Source organism: Bradyrhizobium sp. (assembly GCF_035484855.1).
Lineage (GTDB): Bacteria > Pseudomonadota > Alphaproteobacteria > Rhizobiales > Xanthobacteraceae > Bradyrhizobium.
Genome location: NZ_DATHOP010000101.1, coordinates 17,111 through 34,830 on the forward strand (window position 1 = coordinate 17,111; position 17,720 = coordinate 34,830).

The 17,720-nt window shown below is 64.5% G+C and carries 16 protein-coding genes; 9 read left to right on the forward strand and 7 right to left on the reverse strand.

Features of this window, described 5'->3' with window-relative positions; translation table 11 throughout:
• Positions 1-210: 210 nt before the first annotated feature.
• The 4 genes from VK804_RS11800 to VK804_RS11815 all read left to right on the forward strand — a co-directional run bounded on the left by VK804_RS11800 (position 211) and on the right by VK804_RS11815 (position 4,134).
• A complete protein-coding gene (locus VK804_RS11800) occupies positions 211-1,110 on the forward strand; it encodes a tripartite tricarboxylate transporter substrate binding protein (protein ID WP_325370991.1) in 900 nt (299 codons plus the stop codon).
• 72 nt (positions 1,111-1,182) lie between these two features.
• A complete protein-coding gene (locus VK804_RS11805) occupies positions 1,183-1,740 on the forward strand; it encodes a tripartite tricarboxylate transporter TctB family protein (protein ID WP_325370992.1) in 558 nt (185 codons plus the stop codon).
• 15 nt (positions 1,741-1,755) lie between these two features.
• Positions 1,756-3,291, forward strand: a complete 1,536-nt coding sequence (locus tag VK804_RS11810; protein WP_325370993.1) for a tripartite tricarboxylate transporter permease — start codon at positions 1,756-1,758, stop codon at positions 3,289-3,291.
• Positions 3,292-3,309: 18 nt separating this feature from the next.
• On the forward strand, positions 3,310-4,134 hold the full coding sequence (locus tag VK804_RS11815) for a sugar phosphate isomerase/epimerase family protein (protein ID WP_325370994.1): 825 nt from the start codon (positions 3,310-3,312) through the stop codon (positions 4,132-4,134).
• A 153-nt stretch (positions 4,135-4,287) separates the two neighbouring features.
• On the opposite strand, the gene VK804_RS11820 is transcribed toward VK804_RS11815, so the two are convergent.
• Complete coding sequence (locus VK804_RS11820; RefSeq protein WP_325370995.1) at positions 4,288-5,955, reverse strand: virginiamycin B lyase family protein; 1,668 nt, start codon at positions 5,953-5,955, stop codon at positions 4,288-4,290.
• A gap of 169 nt (positions 5,956-6,124) precedes the next feature.
• Between VK804_RS11820 and VK804_RS11825 the strand changes: the two genes are divergently transcribed.
• On the forward strand, positions 6,125-6,589 hold the full coding sequence (locus VK804_RS11825) for a DoxX family protein (RefSeq protein ID WP_325370996.1): 465 nt from the start codon (positions 6,125-6,127) through the stop codon (positions 6,587-6,589).
• A 158-nt stretch (positions 6,590-6,747) separates the two neighbouring features.
• Here VK804_RS11825 and VK804_RS11830 read toward each other — a convergent pair whose 3' ends face one another.
• The 5 genes from VK804_RS11830 to VK804_RS11850 all read right to left on the reverse strand — a co-directional run bounded on the left by VK804_RS11830 (position 6,748) and on the right by VK804_RS11850 (position 12,221).
• Entirely contained in the window at positions 6,748-8,802 is a 2,055-nt protein-coding gene (locus VK804_RS11830) for a bifunctional aldolase/short-chain dehydrogenase (RefSeq protein ID WP_325370997.1), read from the reverse strand.
• 15 nt (positions 8,803-8,817) lie between these two features.
• Positions 8,818-9,927: an S-methyl-5-thioribose-1-phosphate isomerase gene (gene mtnA, locus VK804_RS11835; RefSeq protein WP_325370998.1), complete on the reverse strand. Its 1,110-nt coding sequence runs from the start codon at positions 9,925-9,927 to the stop codon at positions 8,818-8,820.
• On the reverse strand, positions 9,924-10,811 hold the full coding sequence (locus VK804_RS11840) for an S-methyl-5'-thioadenosine phosphorylase (protein WP_325370999.1): 888 nt from the start codon (positions 10,809-10,811) through the stop codon (positions 9,924-9,926). Before VK804_RS11840 ends, mtnA begins: the two co-directional genes overlap by 4 nt.
• Positions 10,812-10,991: 180 nt before the next feature.
• Positions 10,992-11,171, reverse strand: a complete 180-nt coding sequence (locus tag VK804_RS11845) for a rubredoxin (RefSeq protein WP_325371000.1) — start codon at positions 11,169-11,171, stop codon at positions 10,992-10,994.
• A 777-nt stretch (positions 11,172-11,948) separates the two neighbouring features.
• Positions 11,949-12,221, reverse strand: coding sequence for a phosphopantetheine-binding protein (locus tag VK804_RS11850; RefSeq protein WP_325371001.1), 273 nt, complete (start codon positions 12,219-12,221; stop codon positions 11,949-11,951).
• Between the two features lie 363 nt (positions 12,222-12,584).
• Between VK804_RS11850 and VK804_RS11855 the strand changes: the two genes are divergently transcribed.
• From VK804_RS11855 to VK804_RS11865, 3 genes are read left to right on the forward strand one after another with little or no spacing between them, the layout of a single operon-like run.
• Positions 12,585-13,811: an acyl-CoA dehydrogenase family protein gene (locus VK804_RS11855; protein WP_325371002.1), complete on the forward strand. Its 1,227-nt coding sequence runs from the start codon at positions 12,585-12,587 to the stop codon at positions 13,809-13,811.
• 31 nt (positions 13,812-13,842) lie between these two features.
• Entirely contained in the window at positions 13,843-14,781 is a 939-nt protein-coding gene (locus VK804_RS11860) for an amino acid--[acyl-carrier-protein] ligase (protein ID WP_325371003.1), read from the forward strand.
• Positions 14,782-14,783: 2 nt separating this feature from the next.
• The gene (locus tag VK804_RS11865) at positions 14,784-15,680 is read left to right on the forward strand and encodes an acyl-CoA acyltransferase (protein WP_325371004.1); all 897 of its coding nucleotides are present in this window, start codon (positions 14,784-14,786) and stop codon (positions 15,678-15,680) included.
• A 25-nt stretch (positions 15,681-15,705) separates the two neighbouring features.
• Here the strand turns inward: VK804_RS11865 and VK804_RS11870 are convergent, their stop codons facing one another.
• Positions 15,706-16,578, reverse strand: coding sequence for a branched-chain amino acid aminotransferase (locus VK804_RS11870; RefSeq protein WP_325371005.1), 873 nt, complete (start codon positions 16,576-16,578; stop codon positions 15,706-15,708).
• Positions 16,579-16,737: 159 nt separating this feature from the next.
• Between VK804_RS11870 and VK804_RS11875 the strand changes: the two genes are divergently transcribed.
• The gene (locus VK804_RS11875; RefSeq protein WP_325371006.1) at positions 16,738-17,676 is read left to right on the forward strand and encodes an alpha/beta hydrolase; all 939 of its coding nucleotides are present in this window, start codon (positions 16,738-16,740) and stop codon (positions 17,674-17,676) included.
• Positions 17,677-17,720: the final 44 nt, after the last annotated feature.

Below are 17,720 nucleotides of genomic sequence, written 5' to 3' on the forward strand. Positions count from 1 at the left end.
GATGCGAACATGGGTGGTGCGATTTGGCCGCATTTGCGCCGGCTGATCGTTGCCAATACAATCGCAGCAAACAACCAGCATGAAGGCAGGTGACGCGTGAAGTATTCGGGTATTCGAGTTGCGGTTCTCCTCTCGGCCGTGAGTTGCGGCTTATTCGCTCCCCCGGCGCAAGCAGCGGACTGGAAGCCGACGCGGCCGATCAACCTGATCGTGCCTTGGGCCGCGGGCGGTTCCACCGACCAGATCACCCGGCTCGTCGCCGCCGAGATGGAAAAGCCGCTCGGCCAGACCATCGTCATCATCAACCAGCCCGGCGCATCCGGCGCGATCGGGACGCGAAGCGCGCTGGAGGCAGCCAAGGACGGCTACACCTGGACCGCCGGCGCCGCGCAGGACCTCGGCGCCTACCAGACGCTGGGCTCGCTCGATACATCCATCAAGGATTGGCACCTGTTCCTCAGCGTCGCCAATGTGCAGGTGATCGGCGTCAACGCCAACGCGCCCTACAAGACCGCCAAGGATTTGCTGGATGCCATGAAGGCGCAGCCCGGCAAGATTTCGGTGGCAACCGCCGGCGTCACCTCCGCCGGTCACAACGCGATGGAGTTGATCTCCAAGGTCACCGGCGTGAAATATCGCCACGTCACCTATGACGGCGGCAACCCCGCGGTGGTCGCCACCGTTTCCGGCGAGGCCGAAGTCACCACGCAGCTAGCCGTCGAGCAGGCCGACATGATCCGCGGAAAACGGCTGCGACCGCTCGCCACCGTCAGCGACAAGCGGCTCGAACTCGAAGGTTATGGCACCATCCCGCCGCTGTCGGATACGCTTTCCGGTTTTACCGCACCGACCAATTATTTCGGCATTTTCATTCCCAAGGGCGTGCCGGACGAGGTGATCGCCACGGTGGAAAAAATCTGGAAGGAAAACATCTCCAGCAGCGAGGCGGTGAAGAAGTACGCGACTTTGCGCGGCGCGCTGTTCGCGCCGTCATCGGGCGAGGCCGCGCAGAAGGCGGTATTCCCGGCGGTGCAGGCCAACGCCTGGCTGCTGTTCGACACCGGCAAGGCCAAGGTCTCGCCCGACACGGTCGGCATTCCCAAACCCTGAAGCGCGCGCCGCTGACATCGGGGCCGGCATCACAGCGCGCCGGCCCATCGCTACCCGCACTGGACCACGCTCATGTCCTCGCCTGAACCGGCTTCGCCCGCATCCTCGCCTCACGAGCCGGAAGACCTCGCGCGCTTGCGCGGCGATTTCCTGTCCGCCATCGGCTGGATAGCACTGGGGATGGCGATCCTGATCGGGTCGGTGACAATGGACCGGCTCGAAAACCAGGACATCAACCCCTACACCATCCCGGGCTTGCTTCCGGGATTGCTCGGCATCGTCATGACCATCCTCGGCGCGCTCTTGGGCTTGCGCAGCTGGCGTCCGCGCCTGCTTGCATCGGCCGGCAACGCCGCGCCCGCCGATCGCGCCGGGCAAAGGCGGCTGGTGCTGGTGCTAGCCTTATGTCTGGCTTTCGGCGTCGGGCTGGTCGGACACGGCCTGCCGTTCTGGCTCGCCGCCGCGATCTTCGTCACGGTCGCGATTGTCTCGCTGCAATATCAAGGCAGCCAATCGACCGCGCCGAAACCGGGCCTGCGCGCCTTGCTCAAGGCCGCCGCGATCGGCCTCGGCGCCGGCCTCGCCATCACCGTCGTGTTCCAGGAGATCTTCCTGGTTCGCCTGCCCTGATCGCCGGATCCCGCCATGCTCACGGGTCTCTCCGAACTCGGCCAAGCTTACCTCAGCATCCTCAACGTCTATTCGCTCGCCTTCGGGCTCGGCGGCGCGCTGCTCGGCATCATCGTCGGTTGCCTGCCGGGATTGTCCGCCACGCTCTGCATCGCGCTGTTGACGACGCTGACCATCAAGATGGCGCCGAACGACGCCATCCTGATCCTGATCTGCTCCTATGTCGGCACGCTCTATGGCGGATCGCGCACCGCGATCCTGCTCAACATCCCCGGCACCGCGGCCAACGCGGCGTCCTGCGCCGACGGCCACGCGCTGGCGCTGCGCGGCGAAGCCGGCCGCGCCATCGGCATCGCCACCTCGGGCGCCTTCAGCGGCACGCTGTTCGGCGTGTTGTGCCTGGCGGCCTTCACGCCGCTCTTGGCCGAAGTCTCGCTGTCGTTCGGCGCCTACGAATTTTTCTGGCTCGCGCTGTTGGGGGTGGCGATGTCCGGCAGCATCGTCGGCAACGATCCGCTCAAGGGATGGCTGATGGGTGCGCTCGGCCTGTTCGTAGCGCAGATCGGCCAGGAAGGCCTCTATGCCTTCGATCGCTTCACCTTCGGATGGAGCCAGCTCTCCGGCGGCATATCGCTGATCCCGGCGCTGGTCGGCGCCTTCGGTTTCGCCGAGGTATTGACGACGCTCGCCGATCCGGCCGAGCGGCAGATGGTCGAGATGCGCGATTCCGTGCTGCCGCGCTTTCGCGAGGTCGCGCAATACTGGCGCACCGTGCTGCGCTCCGGTGTGATCGGCGTCTTGACCGGGTTGATGCCGGGGGTCGGCGAGGATGCCGGCGCCTGGATGTCCTATGCGGCGGCGAAAGCCGTCAGCCGGGAGCGCCATCAGTTCGGCAAGGGATCGATCGACGGCCTGATGGCGGCCGAGACCGGCGACATGTCTTCCATCCCCGGTCATATCATTCCGGCGCTCGCGCTCGGCATTCCCGGCTCGGCGCCCTCGGCGGTGCTGATGGCCGCGATGATCATCCACGGCATTCAGCCCGGGCCGATGCTGATGATCGAGCATCCGCAATTCATCTACGACGTGGTGGCGATGACCTCGCTTGCCACCGTCAGCATCCTGGTGTTCGGTCTGTTCCTGATCAAGCCGCTGTTGCTGGTGCTGCGGATCAGGCGCACCGTGCTGATGCCGATCATCTTCCTGTTGTGCACGGTCGGCGCCTTCGCCAGCGCCTCGCGGCTGTTCGACATCTATTGCATGCTGACCATCGGGATCGGCGCGTTCTTCCTGCGCCGGCAGGGCTATCAGATGGCGCCTTTCGTGCTCGGGCTGGTGCTCGGCGGCCTCCTCGACAAGAGCCTGCGCCGCGGCCTCGTGCTGTCGGACGGCAGCCTCGTGCCGTTTTTCACGCGACCGATCAGCATCGCCTTTGCCACTGTCACGATCCTGATTCTCTTGCTCTATATCCCCGCGTTCAAATCGCTGGTCGGCAACATCACCGGCGCGATCGGCGGCCAAATCAAGCGGCTGACCTCCCGGCAGGCGTGAAGCGGAGTTTTTGAAAACATGCGGATCGCCCTGTGCAACGAAGTCCTCGCCGCAATGCCGCTGGAGCGGCAATGCGAATATGCGGCCCGTCTCGGCTATGACGGGCTGGAGATCGCGCCGTTCACGCTTAATGACTCGCCGGAGAAAATCTCGACCGCTGAAGCGGCCAAAATTCGCGCGACCGTCGAAGGCTTCGGTCTCGTCGTGACCGGGCTGCATTGGCTGCTGGTCAAGCCCGAAGGTCTCTCACTGACCGATCCGGACGCCGCGGTGCGCGCGCGAACGCTCGAAGTGATGACGCACCTAGTTGGCCTCTGCGCCGAACTCGGCGGCGCGGTTATGGTGCATGGCTCGCCGAAACAGCGGCAGATCGCCGCCGGAGAAACCCACGCGGTAGCGCTGGCGCGGCTGCGCGATGCCTTGGCGCAGGTGGCGCTGGTGGCGGCGCGAACCGGCGTCGTCTACTGCATCGAGCCGTTGTCGCGGAAAGAGACCGAACTGGTGAATACGGTGGCAGAGGCGGCCGAGCTGGTGCGTTCGATCGATCATCCCAATCTGAAGACCATGATCGACTGCAGCGCCGCCGGCCTCACCGAAACCGATACCATTCCGTCGCTGATCGACCGCTGGCTGCCGACCGGGCTGATCGCGCATCTCCAGGTCAACGATCCGAACCGGCGCGGCCCCGGCCAGGGCGAGATGAAATTCGCGCCGATCATGGCCGCGCTGAAGCGGCATCATTACGCCGGCACCATCGCAGTCGAACCGTTCGACTATTCGCCCGATGGGCCGGGTGTTGCGGCGTTTTCGGTCGGCTATCTGCGCGGCTTGCTGGAGGCGTGAGTCTTCTCCCTCTCCCCGCTCTTTCGCGGGGAGAGGGTCGGGGTGAGGGGCTTTCTCAGCGAGCGCGACTCGAGGAGAGAGCCCCTCACCCGCCCGACTTCGCTACGCTTCGTCGGACGACCTCTCCCCGCGAAGAGCGGGGAGAGGTGACTCCTACTCCAGCGGCTCGACCTTGACGATCGAGGCGCCGTGGTTGCTGCCGGCCCAGAAGGTCACCGGCGTGGTGGAATTGTCGACGAACACGCGGCGGATATTGGTGGAACGCGGCAACAGATAGTTGATCGACTGGCCGGTTTCGGGATTGAGCCGGGTGACCTGATCGCTCGTCATCGAGCCGGTCCAGGCCTCGCCGTTCCTGTCGGTGATGACGTCGTAAGGCGCGGACCATCTCGGCGCCACCGGCCACTCCTTGAACTGCCCGGTTTTGGTGTCGAGCATGCCGACGCGGTCGCCGCGATATTCGCCGAACCACAGCCGGTCCTGCGCATCCATGGTGCCGCGGCGCGGCGCCGAATTCGGCGTCGGGATTTCGAACAGTTTTATTTCGCCGGTCCTGGCGTCGATCCGCCCGATATGGCGCTGGCGGAAGTCGGTGAAGAAGGCGTTGTTGTGGGAGTCCGGGATCACGTCATAGATATTGTGCGGGCCCGGCACGCCCTTGAACGGCTCCCAGGTTTCGAACTTGCCGGTGGCGATATCGAGCCGGTGCACGCCGGCAAAGCCGTTGTTCTGGGTCCACAGCTTGCCGTCGACGTCGGAGTGTTGCGGGCTGACCATGTTGATCTGCGCGGCGTCGATGTTCTCGTCGCCCTCCAGCGGCCAGTATTTGAAGGTCTCTGTCTTCGGATCGAATTTCACGATCGTGGCCTGGTACATGTTGCCGAGCCACAGATTGCCTTTCGGATCGCTGCGCAGCCCGAGCGATCCGGTCGGAAAATCCGGCTTGTGCTCGGCGATCGGAAATTCCGTCACCTTGCCGGTTTTGGGATCGAGCCGGCCGAGATTCTGCTCGCCGAAACTCGAGTACCAGACGATGCCGCTCCTATCGATGATCACGTCATGCGGCGAGATGGTCTCGCGCGGCAAATCGTATTCGGTGTAGATCACCCGTGTCGCCGCTCCCGTCGGGCGCGGCTGCGTCTTGAATTCGAAATTCCATTGCGGATGCGATGACAGATTGATGCTGGCGAGGTATTCGGCGGCAGCGCGATAGACTTGCACGCGCTGGTCGCCGCGTTCCTCCATCAGCCGCTCGGCACGGCGTAGCTGCGGGTGCTGCGGAATGCTCTGGTTCACATAGCCCTGCATGCGCGGCAGGATCAGGGTGAGGAAATCCTCGGCGGAATATTTCGAGTTCAACGGGCGCTGCAGGGTGTGGCAGCCGACGCAGTTGAGCAGTTGCCCCTTCTGCGCGTCGCTGCCGGGCATGCTGGCGAGCCATTCGGCATTGGTCAGTTGCGCGGCGAGATTTTCCGTCTTGCGCAAAGCGACGTCGGCGGTCGCTGGCTTGTCCGCTGCGACCGAGGCCTCGTTGGGATGATCGAGCTCGTAGCCGATCGCGCGGATGCGCAGGGAATAATGCCCGGGCTCGAGCCGCGCGGCCGGGAAATTGTAGTTGCCGTCCTTGTCGCTCACGACCGTGACGGTGATGTTCGATCCGTCTTTCCTGGCGCTGACCAGGACACCTTCCAGCGCCTCCTGCCCGGCGGTGACCTTGCCCGAAAGCGCAGGACCGGCCTGCGCCGCCAGTTTGCCAGTGCCCGCGAGCCACACCGCGGCCACCAGGCAACCGATGCTCATAACCATCGAACGGCGCAACATGCCCATCTCCCTTGATTTGGCTTTTTGTTATTATGGCTCCGATTGTAGAGGCCGGATTTCCCGGCGACTAGGGGGTCGCAGTGCGGAGCCGGTCTGCGACATCCGTGGTACAGTCACAAAAAACCAGAGGCACGATCTCCGGGCAAAGTCTGGAAACGGGGGGAAACAAATGAGTATCGAGCAAGCGAGGGAGCAGGGCGCAGCCGGCGTCCTGGCCTCACTTTTCGGCAATGCCACGGTGGACGCGGCGCTGGCGCCCTACGGCCTGTTCCTGTTGCGCGTCGCGGTAGGCTTCGACTGGATCGTGCATGCGTTGCTGAAGACGTATCGCGGCATGTATACCCATGAAGCGCTGCTGGCGAAGAACGGCATCACGCCGCTGTTGGCATGGCCGACCTTCAGCGTCGAACTGATCGGCGGCTGCGCCATCCTGCTCGGCTGGTACACCCGCCAATGGGCGGCGTTCCTGCTGATTTTTCTCGCAGTCGTGGTCTGGATCAAATGGCCGGTCGGCTGGCTCTATTCCAGCCCCGGCGGCGGCTTTGAATACCCGCTGCTATGGCTGGTGGCGCAGGCCGCCCTGGTGCTCGCCGGCAGCGGCGCGTTCGCGCTGCAGGCGGGGCGTGGCGGGTGAAGCGCGTTTGTTCTCCCTCGCCCCGCTCTTGCAGGGAGAGGGTTGGGGTGAGGGGCTGTCTCGGCATCGGGACTCGTTGAGAGTCCCCCTCACCCGAAATTCGCTACCGCGAATTTCGACCTCTCCCCGCAAGCGGGGCGAGGTAAGCTTGGACCGACCTACCGCAGCGCGGCGGCGATGTTGCCGCCGTCGACGGTGGTGACGTCGGCGGTGGTCTTCAGCGCCACCGCTTGCGCCAGGAATGCTTGCGCGACATCCTCGGCCGAAACTTCTCTCCCGAGCAGATTGCCCTGCATGTAGGCCTTCTCGCTAAGCCCGCGCATTTTCGAGCGCTGCGCGATCATGTCTTCGGTCAAAAGGCCGGAGCGGATGCGGTCGGCATTGACGGCGTTGGCGCGGATGCCCTCCGGGCCATGATCGAGCGCGTATTGCCGCACCAGAAACAACGTCGCGGCTTTCGGCAGGCCGTAGGGACCGAAATCCGGTCCGGGATTGACCGCCTGTTTGGAGACGTTGAACAACAGGCAGCCGCCGGTGCCCTGCGCCCGCATGATTTTGACCGCGGCTTGGGCCACGCGCTGATGGCCGTAAAAATTCAGTTCGAAACTTTCGCGCAGCACGGCTTCATCGACCTCGCCGATCCGCCCCTGCCAGGCCGCGCCGGCGTTCGATACCGCGATATCGACGCCGCCGAAGGCCGCGACCACGGCGGCGAAGGCATCCTTCACCGATGCGGCGTCGGTGACGTCGCAGCGAATGCCGAGCGCCGCGCCGCCGATCGCCGTGGCCTTGGCTTGCGCGGCCGCCTCGTCAACATCGAGCAGCGCCACCTCGGCGCCGGCCGCGGCAAACGCCTTCGCGGTGGCAAATCCGATTGCGCCGGCGGCGCCGGTGATGACGGCAACCTGCCCGGCGAGCGGCAGCTCTTTGGCGCTGCCGAGCTTGGCTTGCTCGAGCGACCAGTATTCGACGTCGAACAGGTCGGATTCCGGCAGCGGATCGAAACGGCCGACGGCTTCGGCGTCGGTGATGGTTGATATCGCGGCTTCGGCGAGATCGCCCGCGACCTTCGCATCCTTCTTGCTGCGGCCGAGCCCGAACAGTCCGACGCCGGGCACCAGCACCACGCGCGGCGATGGATCGAGCATGGTCTTGATGCCGCCGACGCGGGCATTGTTGCGCGCAAAATAGTCCCGGTAGGAACAGCCATAGGCCGCGACCGCGTCACGGACCGATCTCGTGAAACCGGCGGAATCGCCGGCCGCGGGCGCGGTCACCACCAGCGGCTTGTTCTTGATGCGGATGTTGTGATCGGGCGTCACCACGCCGGCCTGGCCGTAGCGTTCGACCTCGGCGCCGTTGACGAAATTCATCACCGCCCCGTTGCCGCGAAAGTCCAGCACGAACCGCTTCCAGGCGCCGTCGATCTTGCTATCCGCCACAGCGCAGGCGCCGCGGATGATCGGCGCAACGTCGGCGAGGGGCGCAGGCTGCGCCGGCAGTCTTGCGCTGACGACCGCCGGCTTGCGCTGCCGGGCGAGACGTTCCTCGGCCAAGGTCACCAGCGCGATCATGCGCTCATAGGCCTCGCGCGCATCGGCGCCGAACGAGAAGATGCCGTGCTTGACCAGCACCAGCCCTTCGACCGCGGGATCGGCGTCGAACACTTCGGCCGCGGCTTTCGCAAGCCCAAAGCCGGGCATGATGTAGGGTACATAGCCGACGCGCGCGCCGAACACCTCGCGGCACAGCGCTTCGCCGTCGGGCTGGTCGGTCAGCGAGAGCACGGCGGTGGAATGGGTGTGATCGACGAATTTGTGCGGAATGAAGGCGTGCAGCAGCGCCTCCACGGAGGGGTTCGGCGCGGCAGGGTCGATCAGGTTGGCGCGCTGCAGCCGCACCATCTCCTCGTCGGTCAGTTTCTCGCGCGCGCGCAATTTCGATAGCGGCTTCAACCGCACCGCCGGCAGGCCGGCGGGCTCGATGGTGCCCATGTCCCAGCCGGAGCCCTTGACGCAGAGCACCTCGGTTTCCTCGCCGTTCAGATCGGAAACGATCGTCTTCACCGAGGTGTTGCCGCCGCCGTGCAGCACCAGCCGCGGATCCTGTCCCAACAGCCGCGTGGTATAGACCCGAAGCGCGACATCGCGGCCGAGTTCCTTGTAGCGGTCAACCGCCGCATCGGCGTCGCGATCCGTCCAGCCGCTTTGCATCGACTTCTTCCCTCACTATTCGGCGGCGGCCGCGATCCGCTCCGGAAACGCGGCGGCCAGTGAAGCGCGATCCGCCCTCAGCACGCCGCGCTCGGTGATCAACCCCGTCACCAGCCGCGCCGGCGTGACATCGAAGGCGTAATTCGCAACCGGCGATCCCTCCGGCACGATCCGCACCGTTTCGATCCGCCCGTCCGCGGTCTGGCCGGTCATGGTCGCGACCTCTTCGGCGCCGCGCTGCTCGATTGGAATTTCGCGGATGCCGTCGGCGCCGGAAAAATCGATGGTCGGCGACGGCAGCGCCACATAAAACGGCACGCCATTGTCATATGCCGCGAGCGCCTTGAGGTAGGTGCCGATCTTGTTGCAGACGTCGCCATTCGCCGTGACGCGATCGGTGCCGACGATGACGAGATCGACCATGCCGTGCTGCATCAGGTGACCACCCGTGTTGTCGGGAATCACCGTGTGCGGCACGCCGTGATGGCCGAGTTCCCAGGCGGTCAGCGAGGCACCCTGATTGCGCGGCCGGGTCTCGTCGACCCAGACATGGATGGGGTGGCCGGCGTCATGCGCCAGATAGATCGGCGCGGTCGCCGTGCCCCAATCGACGGTGGCGAGCCAGCCGGCGTTGCAGTGCGTCAGCACATTGACGCGCTCGCCGGGTTTCTTCTTCGCGGCGATCGCCTCGATCAGGGCAACGCCGTGGCCGCCGATTCCCCGGTTGATCACGATGTCGTCTTCGGCGATTTCGGCCGCGCGTGAGTAAGCGGCACCTGCCCGATCCGACGCCGGCAACGGCCGCAGCAACGAGCGCATCTCCTCCAGCGCCCATTTCAGGTTAATCGCGGTCGGCCGCGTCACGATCAGCGCTTTATAGGCGCGGTCGAGCGACGCATCCGAGGCGTCGGCCCGCATCGCCAGCGCCATGCCATAGGCCGCGGTCGCGCCGATCAGCGGCGCGCCGCGCACCAGCATGGAGCGAATTGCCTCCGCCGCGGCCTCGCAGGTCGCAAGCTGCGCCACCACGAAATGGTGCGGCAGCCGGCGCTGGTCGATCGCGCTGACGGTATGGCCGTCCGCGTCAAGCCAGATGCTCCTGATGTGCCTGCCGTCGACCTTCATGATCCGCCTTGCGCCTGCAATATCCGCCCGGCCACCGCATCGAGCTTTTTCAACAGCTCGGGATCGCGCGCTTCCGGCGCCGTGATGATCGCGGTATCGAGCGCGCGGTCGCCGCCGATCGGGCACGGCTCGTGCTCCCTCGGAAAATCCCGCGCCAGCCGTGCCACCAGGCCCTTGGCCTTGTCGGCATTGGTGGTCAGCACGCGGATGATGTCCTGCACCGTGACCGCGTCATGGTCGGGATGCCAGCAATCGAAATCGGTCACCATGGCGACGGTGGCATAACATATCTCGGCTTCACGGGCGAGCTTGGCCTCGGGCATGTTGGTCATGCCGATCACCGAGTATCCGAGGTTCTTGTAGGTCATGCTTTCGGCATAGCTGGAGAACTGCGGGCCCTCCATGCAGAGATAAGTGCCGCCGCGCGCGAACGCGATGCCCTCGGCTTCGGCGGCGGCGGCGAGATGAATGCGCAGCCGCGGCGACACCGGGTGCGCCATCGAGACATGCGCGACGCAGCCCTTGCCGAAGAACGAGCTTTCCCGCTTGTAAGTGCGGTCCACGAACTGGTCGACGAGGACAAACGTGCCGGGCGGCAACTCCTCCTTGAACGAGCCGCAGGCCGACAGCGAGATCAGGTCGGTGACGCCCGCGCGCTTCAGCACGTCGATATTGGCGCGGTAATTGATGTCGGAGGGCGACAGGCGATGACCCTTGTCGTGGCGCGGCAGGAACACGACCGGCAGGTCCGCGATGCTGCCGTGACGCACCGGCGCCGACGGCTCGCCCCACGGGCTCGCAATCGCCTCCTCGCGCGCATTCTCGAGCCCCGGCAGGTCGTAGATGCCGGAGCCGCCGATAATGCCGAGGATCGCTTTCGTCATGGTTTCTCCAATTGCCCGCTGCCAACGCCGCCCGACATGCGTAGGGTGGGCAAAGGCGCCCTTCGCGCCGTGCCCACCATGACGGTCTCAGTTGTCGCGAGACGGTGGGCACGCTGAGTTTATCATCGGGCGCGCATTCGCGCGACCCGTTGGCTTTGCCCACTCTACGACTCGTCATCTCTACATCTCGACCATGTCGAAGTCGCTCTTCGGCGTGCCGCACTCCGGACAGACCCAGTCCTGGGGAATGTCAGCCCATCGGGTGCCCGGCGTCAGCCCTTCATCGGGGTCGCCTTTTTCCTCGTCATAGATGTAACCGCAGGTCCGGCACTGCCAGGACTTGTAGGGCTCGCCACTCATTGGGATTGTCCACGCTGTCGTAATGATATGGTTGACCGGTGGCCGGATTCCGGCACGGCGAAGCTATCTTGTTTTGGCAACGAACCGCAAGCAAGCAGACGCGCAAAGCCAGCCCGATGACCCGACGGGCAAATCACCGACGCCCCGACGTGCTTGTTCGGTCCGCTTGTCAAGCCCGGTTTGCAAAAATATTCTGGTTGTCAGAATATTCGGATTATCCTATATGTATTCCCGTCCCGCCCCACCAAAGGGGCGTTGCGCAACGTCAACAACGCGGGGCGGGATGCAGTGGACGCGAGGGGATGCTTCTGACGAGGGCGTTTTTCTGCGGACGGAGAAGTCGTGTGGGCCTGGCACCCCGACGCTGGTGTCAAGTTCCTGGGAAGCAAGCTTCTCGGGGATGACGGTGGCTAACAAGCCCGGTACGCCGGGGCGAGCACGAAGTAATCCGTAAACCATTGCGTGGGGAATGCCGGGTGATTCCGGTGTGACCTGACTAACGCGTGTGCGTTTTTTTACTACCCGTTGCACACGCGGCTATCGGGCGCATCGGCCGCCCGGCATTCCCTGCGCCCTCTGTTTGAGAGGGCGGGAGATAAATGGATACCTCGCGCAAAAATGGATGCGGCGAGATCGCGGACGTATGTCTCACCGTCATTGCGAGCGCGCAGCGAAGCAATCCATTCTTTCTTCTTGCTGCGCTATGGATTGCTTCGCTGCGCTCGCAATGACGTTGTTACGTTCGCAATGACGATGTTACGCCGGCACGGCGGAAACTCAGGCCGCCCGCTCAATCCGCAATTGCTGCACGATCATCGACTGCAGCGTCTGCACCGACTGGAAATTTTCCGGTGTGATCTGATCCTGCGGAATGGTGAAATCGAATTCGGCTTCGACCGACAGCATCAGATTGACCATGTCCATCGAGGTCAGGCCGACATCCACCAGCCGCGATTCGGCGTGGACATCCGCTGTGATCGCGTTCTGCCTGAGAATGGACTTGACGAGGGCCAGGATGCGGTCCTGAACGTTGGCGCTGAAGGCTTGCATCTTCAATTTCCCATTTGTCGTCGCGACGATACACCGATCGCCTCGAACCTGCGATTTGTAAAATCGGTCCCAGCCATTCGCATCTATAAATCCGCCACTCCTTGAGAAACAGTGACTCTCCTTTGATGCTAACCATTACTTCGTTCTTAACGCTAACGGCGATCGCTAAAAAACCACGCATCGAAAATACCAAGGGTTAACTTTCATCGGTGAAACGACGGGCGTTTACCCTGAATCTCGTCGACGCATTTGAATTAAATCCTTACCCTTGGGGTTCTCGGAAGCGGTTGAAGCGATCGATGTGACGCCGCCGCGATCCTCGCGCGGCATCTCGCATCGGCAAATCTCAAGGGCAAATCGGCCATGAACGTGCAGGAAGCCAGGTTCCGTGACACCGCCGCGGATCAGACCCGCGAACCATTCTTCGTCGACCGCAGCAGCTTTCCGCAACGGACGGCGGCGGTGGCATCGGTCGCGGCGGCGGAAGCCGAACAGGTCGATCGCGACGCCCGCTTCCCGCAGACCGCCATCGACACCGCGCGCCAGCAACGATTGCTGGGCATCCAGATTCCGCTGCAGTTCGGCGGCGATGGCGCATCGGTCCCGGAAATCACCGAGATGTGCTACACGCTCGGCCGCGCCTGCGCTTCCACGGCGATGATCTTCGCCATGCATCAGACCAAGGTCGCCTGCCTGGTCCGCCATGGTACCGGCTCGAACTGGCACGAGGCGCTGATGCGCCGTGTCGCGACCGAGCAGATGCTGCTGGCGTCATCGACCACCGAAGGCCAGAACGGCGGCAATATCCGCTTTAGCAGCGCCGCCGTCGAGCATGCCGGCTCCGATATCTCGCTGGTCCGCAACGCCACCGTGATCTCCTATGGCGCGCAGGCCGACGGCATCGTCTCGATCGCCCGCCGCGCCAACGACGCCGCCGGTTCCGACCAGGTGCTGCTGGCCATGACCAGGGACGATTACACGCTGGAGAAGAGCCTCGAATGGGAGACGCTCGGCATGCGCGGCACCTGCAGCGCCGGCTTCGAGCTGAAGTTCAATGGCAGCTCCGCACAGATCTTCCCCGAGAGCTATGACAAGATTCACGCGCAGACCATGACGCCGGTCGCGCATCTCAGCTGGTCATCGGCCTGGGCCGGGATTGCGGCGGCTTCGGTCGAACGCGCGCAGGCCTTCATCCGCAAGGCCGCGCGCGGCGCCGGCGGGCAGATGCCGCCGGGCGCGGCGCATTTCACCGCGGCCAAGCGATCGCTTGCAAAACTGCGCGCCATGATCGCGGCCAATCTCGATACCTATACGGCCCATGAACATGACGAGCGCGCGCTGTCGTCGCTCGACTTCCAGTCGCAGATCAACTTGCTCAAGGTCGAGGCTTCCGAACTCGCGGTCGAGACCGTGATGCATTCGATGCGCGCCTGCGGCCTGTCCGGCTATCGCAACGACGGCGATTTCAGCGTCGGCCGCCATCTGCGCGACGTGCTGTCGGCGCCGATCATGATCAACAACGACCGCATCCTCGCCAATATCGCGACCGCTAGCCTGATGAGCTCGGTGCCCGCTTCATTGCGCGATTGAGCCGATCGAAAGAAGGAATGGAAGGCCAGACATGAACGTAGCCATCCGAGATGCTTCGCTGGAAATCTCGACGCCGGTCGACCCGCTGGACCACCTGTTCGGCGCGCTGTTCCACAAGATGGGCACCGACGGCGTCTATGCGCGCACCGCGCTTTACGAGGACATGATCGAGCGGCTCGCCGCGCTGATCACGCGGCATCGCGAACCCGATACCGAGGTGATGCGCTTTCCGCCGGTCATGAACCGCGGCATTCTGGAAAAATCCGGCTACCTCAAGAGCTTCCCGAATCTGCTCGGCTGCGTCTGCGGCCTGCATGGCACCGAGCGTGAGATCCATTCCGCGGTCAGCCGCTTCGATGCCGGCGGCGACTGGACCACCTCGCTGTCGCCGGCCGATCTCGTGCTGTCGCCGGCGGCCTGCTATCCCGTCTATCCGATCGCGGCAAGCCGCGGCCCGCTGCCGTCCGGCGGGCTGCGCTTCGACGTCGCTTCCGACTGCTTTCGCGCCGAACCGTCGCGCCATCTCGACCGGCTGCAGTCGTTCCGGATGCGCGAATATGTCTGCATCGGCAGCCCCGACGACGTATCCGACTTCCGCGAGCGCTGGATGGTGCGCGCGCAAGGCATCGCGCGCGACCTCGGCCTCGCCTTCAAGGTCGACTATGCCAGCGATCCCTTCTTCGGCCGGGTCGGCCAGATGAAGGCGGTCAGCCAGAAGCAGCAATCCCTGAAGTTCGAGCTGCTGGTGCCGCTGCGCTCCGAGGAGCAGCCGACCGCCTGCATGAGCTTCAACTATCACCGCGACCATTTCGGCACCACCTGGGACATCAGGGATGCCAATGGCGAGCCGGCGCATACCGGTTGCGTCGCGTTCGGCATGGATCGGCTGGCGGTCGCCATGTTCCATACCCACGGCACCGATGTCGCCAACTGGCCGGCTGCGTTGCGCGAAACGCTGGCGCTTCGCTGACCATGGATCGGTATCCGGCCGTGGCCACGCCAAAACTTCGCTGCCGGGAAATTGCCGAGGCCGATCTCGACGCGGCCGCGGACCTTCTGACGCGCGGCTTTGTGACCCGGCGCCGCGACTACTGGATGCAGGGATTGCGCCGCCAGGCGGCGCGCCAGGTTCCCGACGGCTATCCCCGCTTCGGCTACATGCTCGACCATGGCGGCAGGCCGGTCGGCGTGCTGCTGCTGCTCTACAGCTTGAGGACCAGCGGCGGCGAAACCGCGATCCAGTGCAATCTGTCGAGTTGGTATGTCGATCCGGCGTTTCGCGGCTACGCACCACTGCTGACGGGGATTGCGCAGCGACGCAAGGAAGTCACCTATCTCAATATCAGTCCCGCCACATGGACCTGGCCGATCATCGAGGCGCAGGGGTTTTCTTCCTATTGCAGCGGGTTGTTCTTCTCGCTGCCGGCGCTATCGCGCGTCCCGAACGGCATGACGGTCGAGACCGTCTCGCCTGAGACCAGGGCGATCGACGGCCTGAGCGGGACCGAGGTCGAACGGCTGGCGCGGCACGCGGGCTATGGCTGCCTCAGCCTGGCATGCCGCACGCCTGACGGCGGCGCCTTCCCGTTCATCCTGGTGCCGATGCGCATCCGCCGCGGCTGGATCGCGCCGCCGGCAATGCAGCTGATCTATTGCCGCGACGTCACCGAGTTCGTCGAATGCGCAGGCTCGATCGGCCGCGCGCTGCTCCGGCACGGCAAGATCTCGGTGATCCTCGATGCCAACGGGCCGATCGCCGGTCTCACCGGCATCTTCTCGAGAGCGCGCGGCCGCAAATATTTCAAGGGCCCGCACCGGCCGCGTCTTGCCGACCTCACCGATACCGAACTGGTGCTGTACGGACCCTGAAGCTTTGCCTGCTCGAAGTTGCGATTCACGCGTGCGCGAATTCCCAGTACAGCTTGCGCGCCCGGCTGTAGAATGGTCCCGGCTGCAGCGAGCGATCGTCGATCCGGGTGATCGGCGCGAGCTTGGCAAAGTTGCCGCTGGAGAAGATTTCGTCGGCGTCGAGGAAATCCTGATACCTCAGGACCGCCTCGACCACGCTGATCCCGTCGCCGCGCAACAGCTCGATCACCCGCTGCCTTGTGATGCCGTTGAGGAAGGTGCCGTTCGGCGCCGGCGTGTAGACGACGTTGTCCTTGGCCATGAAGACGTTGGAATTGCCGAATTCCGCGACATTGCCGAGCATGTCGAGCATCAGGGCATTGCCGAAGCCGCGCGACTGCGCTTCCATCAGCGCGCGCGAATTGTTCGGGTAGAGACAGGCGGCCTTGCAGTCGACCGGAGCGGTTTCCAAGGTCGGCCGGCGGAACGGCGACAGCGTGATCGCGGTACCGGTCGGCTGCGGCATCGGCGCGACATAGATGGACAGGCACCAGTTGGTGGTTTCCGGATCGAACAGCACGCCGCCACCGGCGCCGGTCTGCGGCCAATACATCGGCCGGATATAGAGTTCGGCATCTGCGTCGAAACGCGCCATGCCTTCGCGTGCGAGCGCCAGCCAGGTCTCGGTGTCGACCACCGGCTTCAGCCTGAAATTGATCGCCGACTGGTTGACCCGGGCGCAGTGGCGGTCGAGATCGGGCGCCACGCCCTCGAAGGCGCGCGCGCCGTCGAACACCGCCGAGCCGAGCCACGCCGCATGCGTGCGCGGTCCCATGATCTGCACATTGCCTTCGTGCCAGGCGCCTTCGAAGAAGGTCCAGGTCTGCGAAAAACTGACCGGCTTTACCGTTGCGATCATGTTAGCCATCCTCAGCCCACAGTACCAAATTGCCGCCCGCAATGCCGCCACTATTGTCGGAATTTCCTAAGGATTCCCTTGCGCAGCAGACCGGCGATACCGATCGATTCACGATTGATAGACCACGATGTTGCGCTACATTCGCCCTCCGGAGCCGGCATGCCCCTCGATCCCCTGGCCAAGCGTCTGCTCGTCATGATGGCGGCGGTCGCGCCGAACGACAGGTCGCGGCCGAGCGCGGAGGCGCGCCGGCAGGCGCTCGCGAAGCTCATGCAGTTCGCGCGCGCCGACGCGGCGGCGGCGACCGGCACGGATGGCGTATTGCCGGGCCTGGGCGGCGATATTCGCTATCGCCTCTATGATCCCGCCAACCACTCGACCGAACATCTGCCGGGCTTTGTGTTCTTCCATGGCGGCGGCATGGTGGCGGGCAGTCTCGACACCCACGACCTGATCTGCGCGGCGCTGGCAAAAACCAGCGGCTGCCGGCTGGTTTCGGTGGACTACCGGCTCGCGCCCGAACACAAATTTCCGGCCGCCATCGAGGACGCCGTCGCGGCGACCCGATTCGTGTCGGAACAGGGCGCTTCGCTCGGCATCGATGCGGCGAGGCTGGTGGTGGGTGGTGATTCCGCCGGTGCGACGCTCGCCGCGGTGGTTTGCCAGCAGAGCTTGCGCGACTCGGGGCCTGCGATCGTGGCGCAGTGCCTGATCTGCCCGGTGCTCGATTTCGAGGATACTTCACCTTCGCGTGAGGCGTTCGCCGAAAATCACCTGCTCGACCGGGCGACGCTGGAAGCCGACCTTGCCGACTATCTGCCTGAGGGCACCGACCTCGCCGATCCCCGAATCTCGCCGCTTCGATCGGTCAAATTCGCGGGCCTTCCCACCGCCATTATCCATACCGCCGAATTCGATCCGATGCGCGACGAAGGCAACGCCTATGCCGGCAAGCTGGTGGCGGCGGGCGTCGCGGTCGAACACATCTGTCATGACGGCATGATTCATAACTTCCACGCGATGGGCGCGATACTTCCGCAGGCCCGCCTCGTGCTCGACCTGATCGGCGAGCAGATCCGGCGTGCGCTCGGCAATTGATTCAATTTTAATCAATTGGCGAACATCCGTTAGGGTTATTTCCT

What these genes read in the sequence shown, in the direction of transcription:
- VK804_RS11805 (WP_325370992.1), top strand. Translation starts at nt 1,183, where the DNA reads ATGTCCTCGCCTGAACCGGCTTCGCCCGCATCCTCGCCTCACGAGCCG.
- VK804_RS11810 (WP_325370993.1), top strand. Translation starts at nt 1,756, where the DNA reads ATGCTCACGGGTCTCTCCGAACTCGGCCAAGCTTACCTCAGCATCCTC.
- VK804_RS11815 (WP_325370994.1), top strand. Translation starts at nt 3,310, where the DNA reads ATGCGGATCGCCCTGTGCAACGAAGTCCTCGCCGCAATGCCGCTGGAG.
- VK804_RS11820 (WP_325370995.1), bottom strand. Translation starts at nt 5,955, where the DNA reads ATGTTGCGCCGTTCGATGGTTATGAGCATCGGTTGCCTGGTGGCCGCG.
- VK804_RS11825 (WP_325370996.1), top strand. Translation starts at nt 6,125, where the DNA reads ATGAGTATCGAGCAAGCGAGGGAGCAGGGCGCAGCCGGCGTCCTGGCC.
- VK804_RS11830 (WP_325370997.1), bottom strand. Translation starts at nt 8,802, where the DNA reads ATGCAAAGCGGCTGGACGGATCGCGACGCCGATGCGGCGGTTGACCGC.
- mtnA (WP_325370998.1), bottom strand. Translation starts at nt 9,927, where the DNA reads ATGAAGGTCGACGGCAGGCACATCAGGAGCATCTGGCTTGACGCGGAC.
- VK804_RS11840 (WP_325370999.1), bottom strand. Translation starts at nt 10,811, where the DNA reads ATGACGAAAGCGATCCTCGGCATTATCGGCGGCTCCGGCATCTACGAC.
- VK804_RS11845 (WP_325371000.1), bottom strand. Translation starts at nt 11,171, where the DNA reads ATGAGTGGCGAGCCCTACAAGTCCTGGCAGTGCCGGACCTGCGGTTAC.
- VK804_RS11850 (WP_325371001.1), bottom strand. Translation starts at nt 12,221, where the DNA reads ATGCAAGCCTTCAGCGCCAACGTTCAGGACCGCATCCTGGCCCTCGTC.
- VK804_RS11855 (WP_325371002.1), top strand. Translation starts at nt 12,585, where the DNA reads ATGAACGTGCAGGAAGCCAGGTTCCGTGACACCGCCGCGGATCAGACC.
- VK804_RS11860 (WP_325371003.1), top strand. Translation starts at nt 13,843, where the DNA reads ATGAACGTAGCCATCCGAGATGCTTCGCTGGAAATCTCGACGCCGGTC.
- VK804_RS11865 (WP_325371004.1), top strand. Translation starts at nt 14,784, where the DNA reads ATGGATCGGTATCCGGCCGTGGCCACGCCAAAACTTCGCTGCCGGGAA.
- VK804_RS11870 (WP_325371005.1), bottom strand. Translation starts at nt 16,578, where the DNA reads ATGATCGCAACGGTAAAGCCGGTCAGTTTTTCGCAGACCTGGACCTTC.
- VK804_RS11875 (WP_325371006.1), top strand. Translation starts at nt 16,738, where the DNA reads ATGCCCCTCGATCCCCTGGCCAAGCGTCTGCTCGTCATGATGGCGGCG.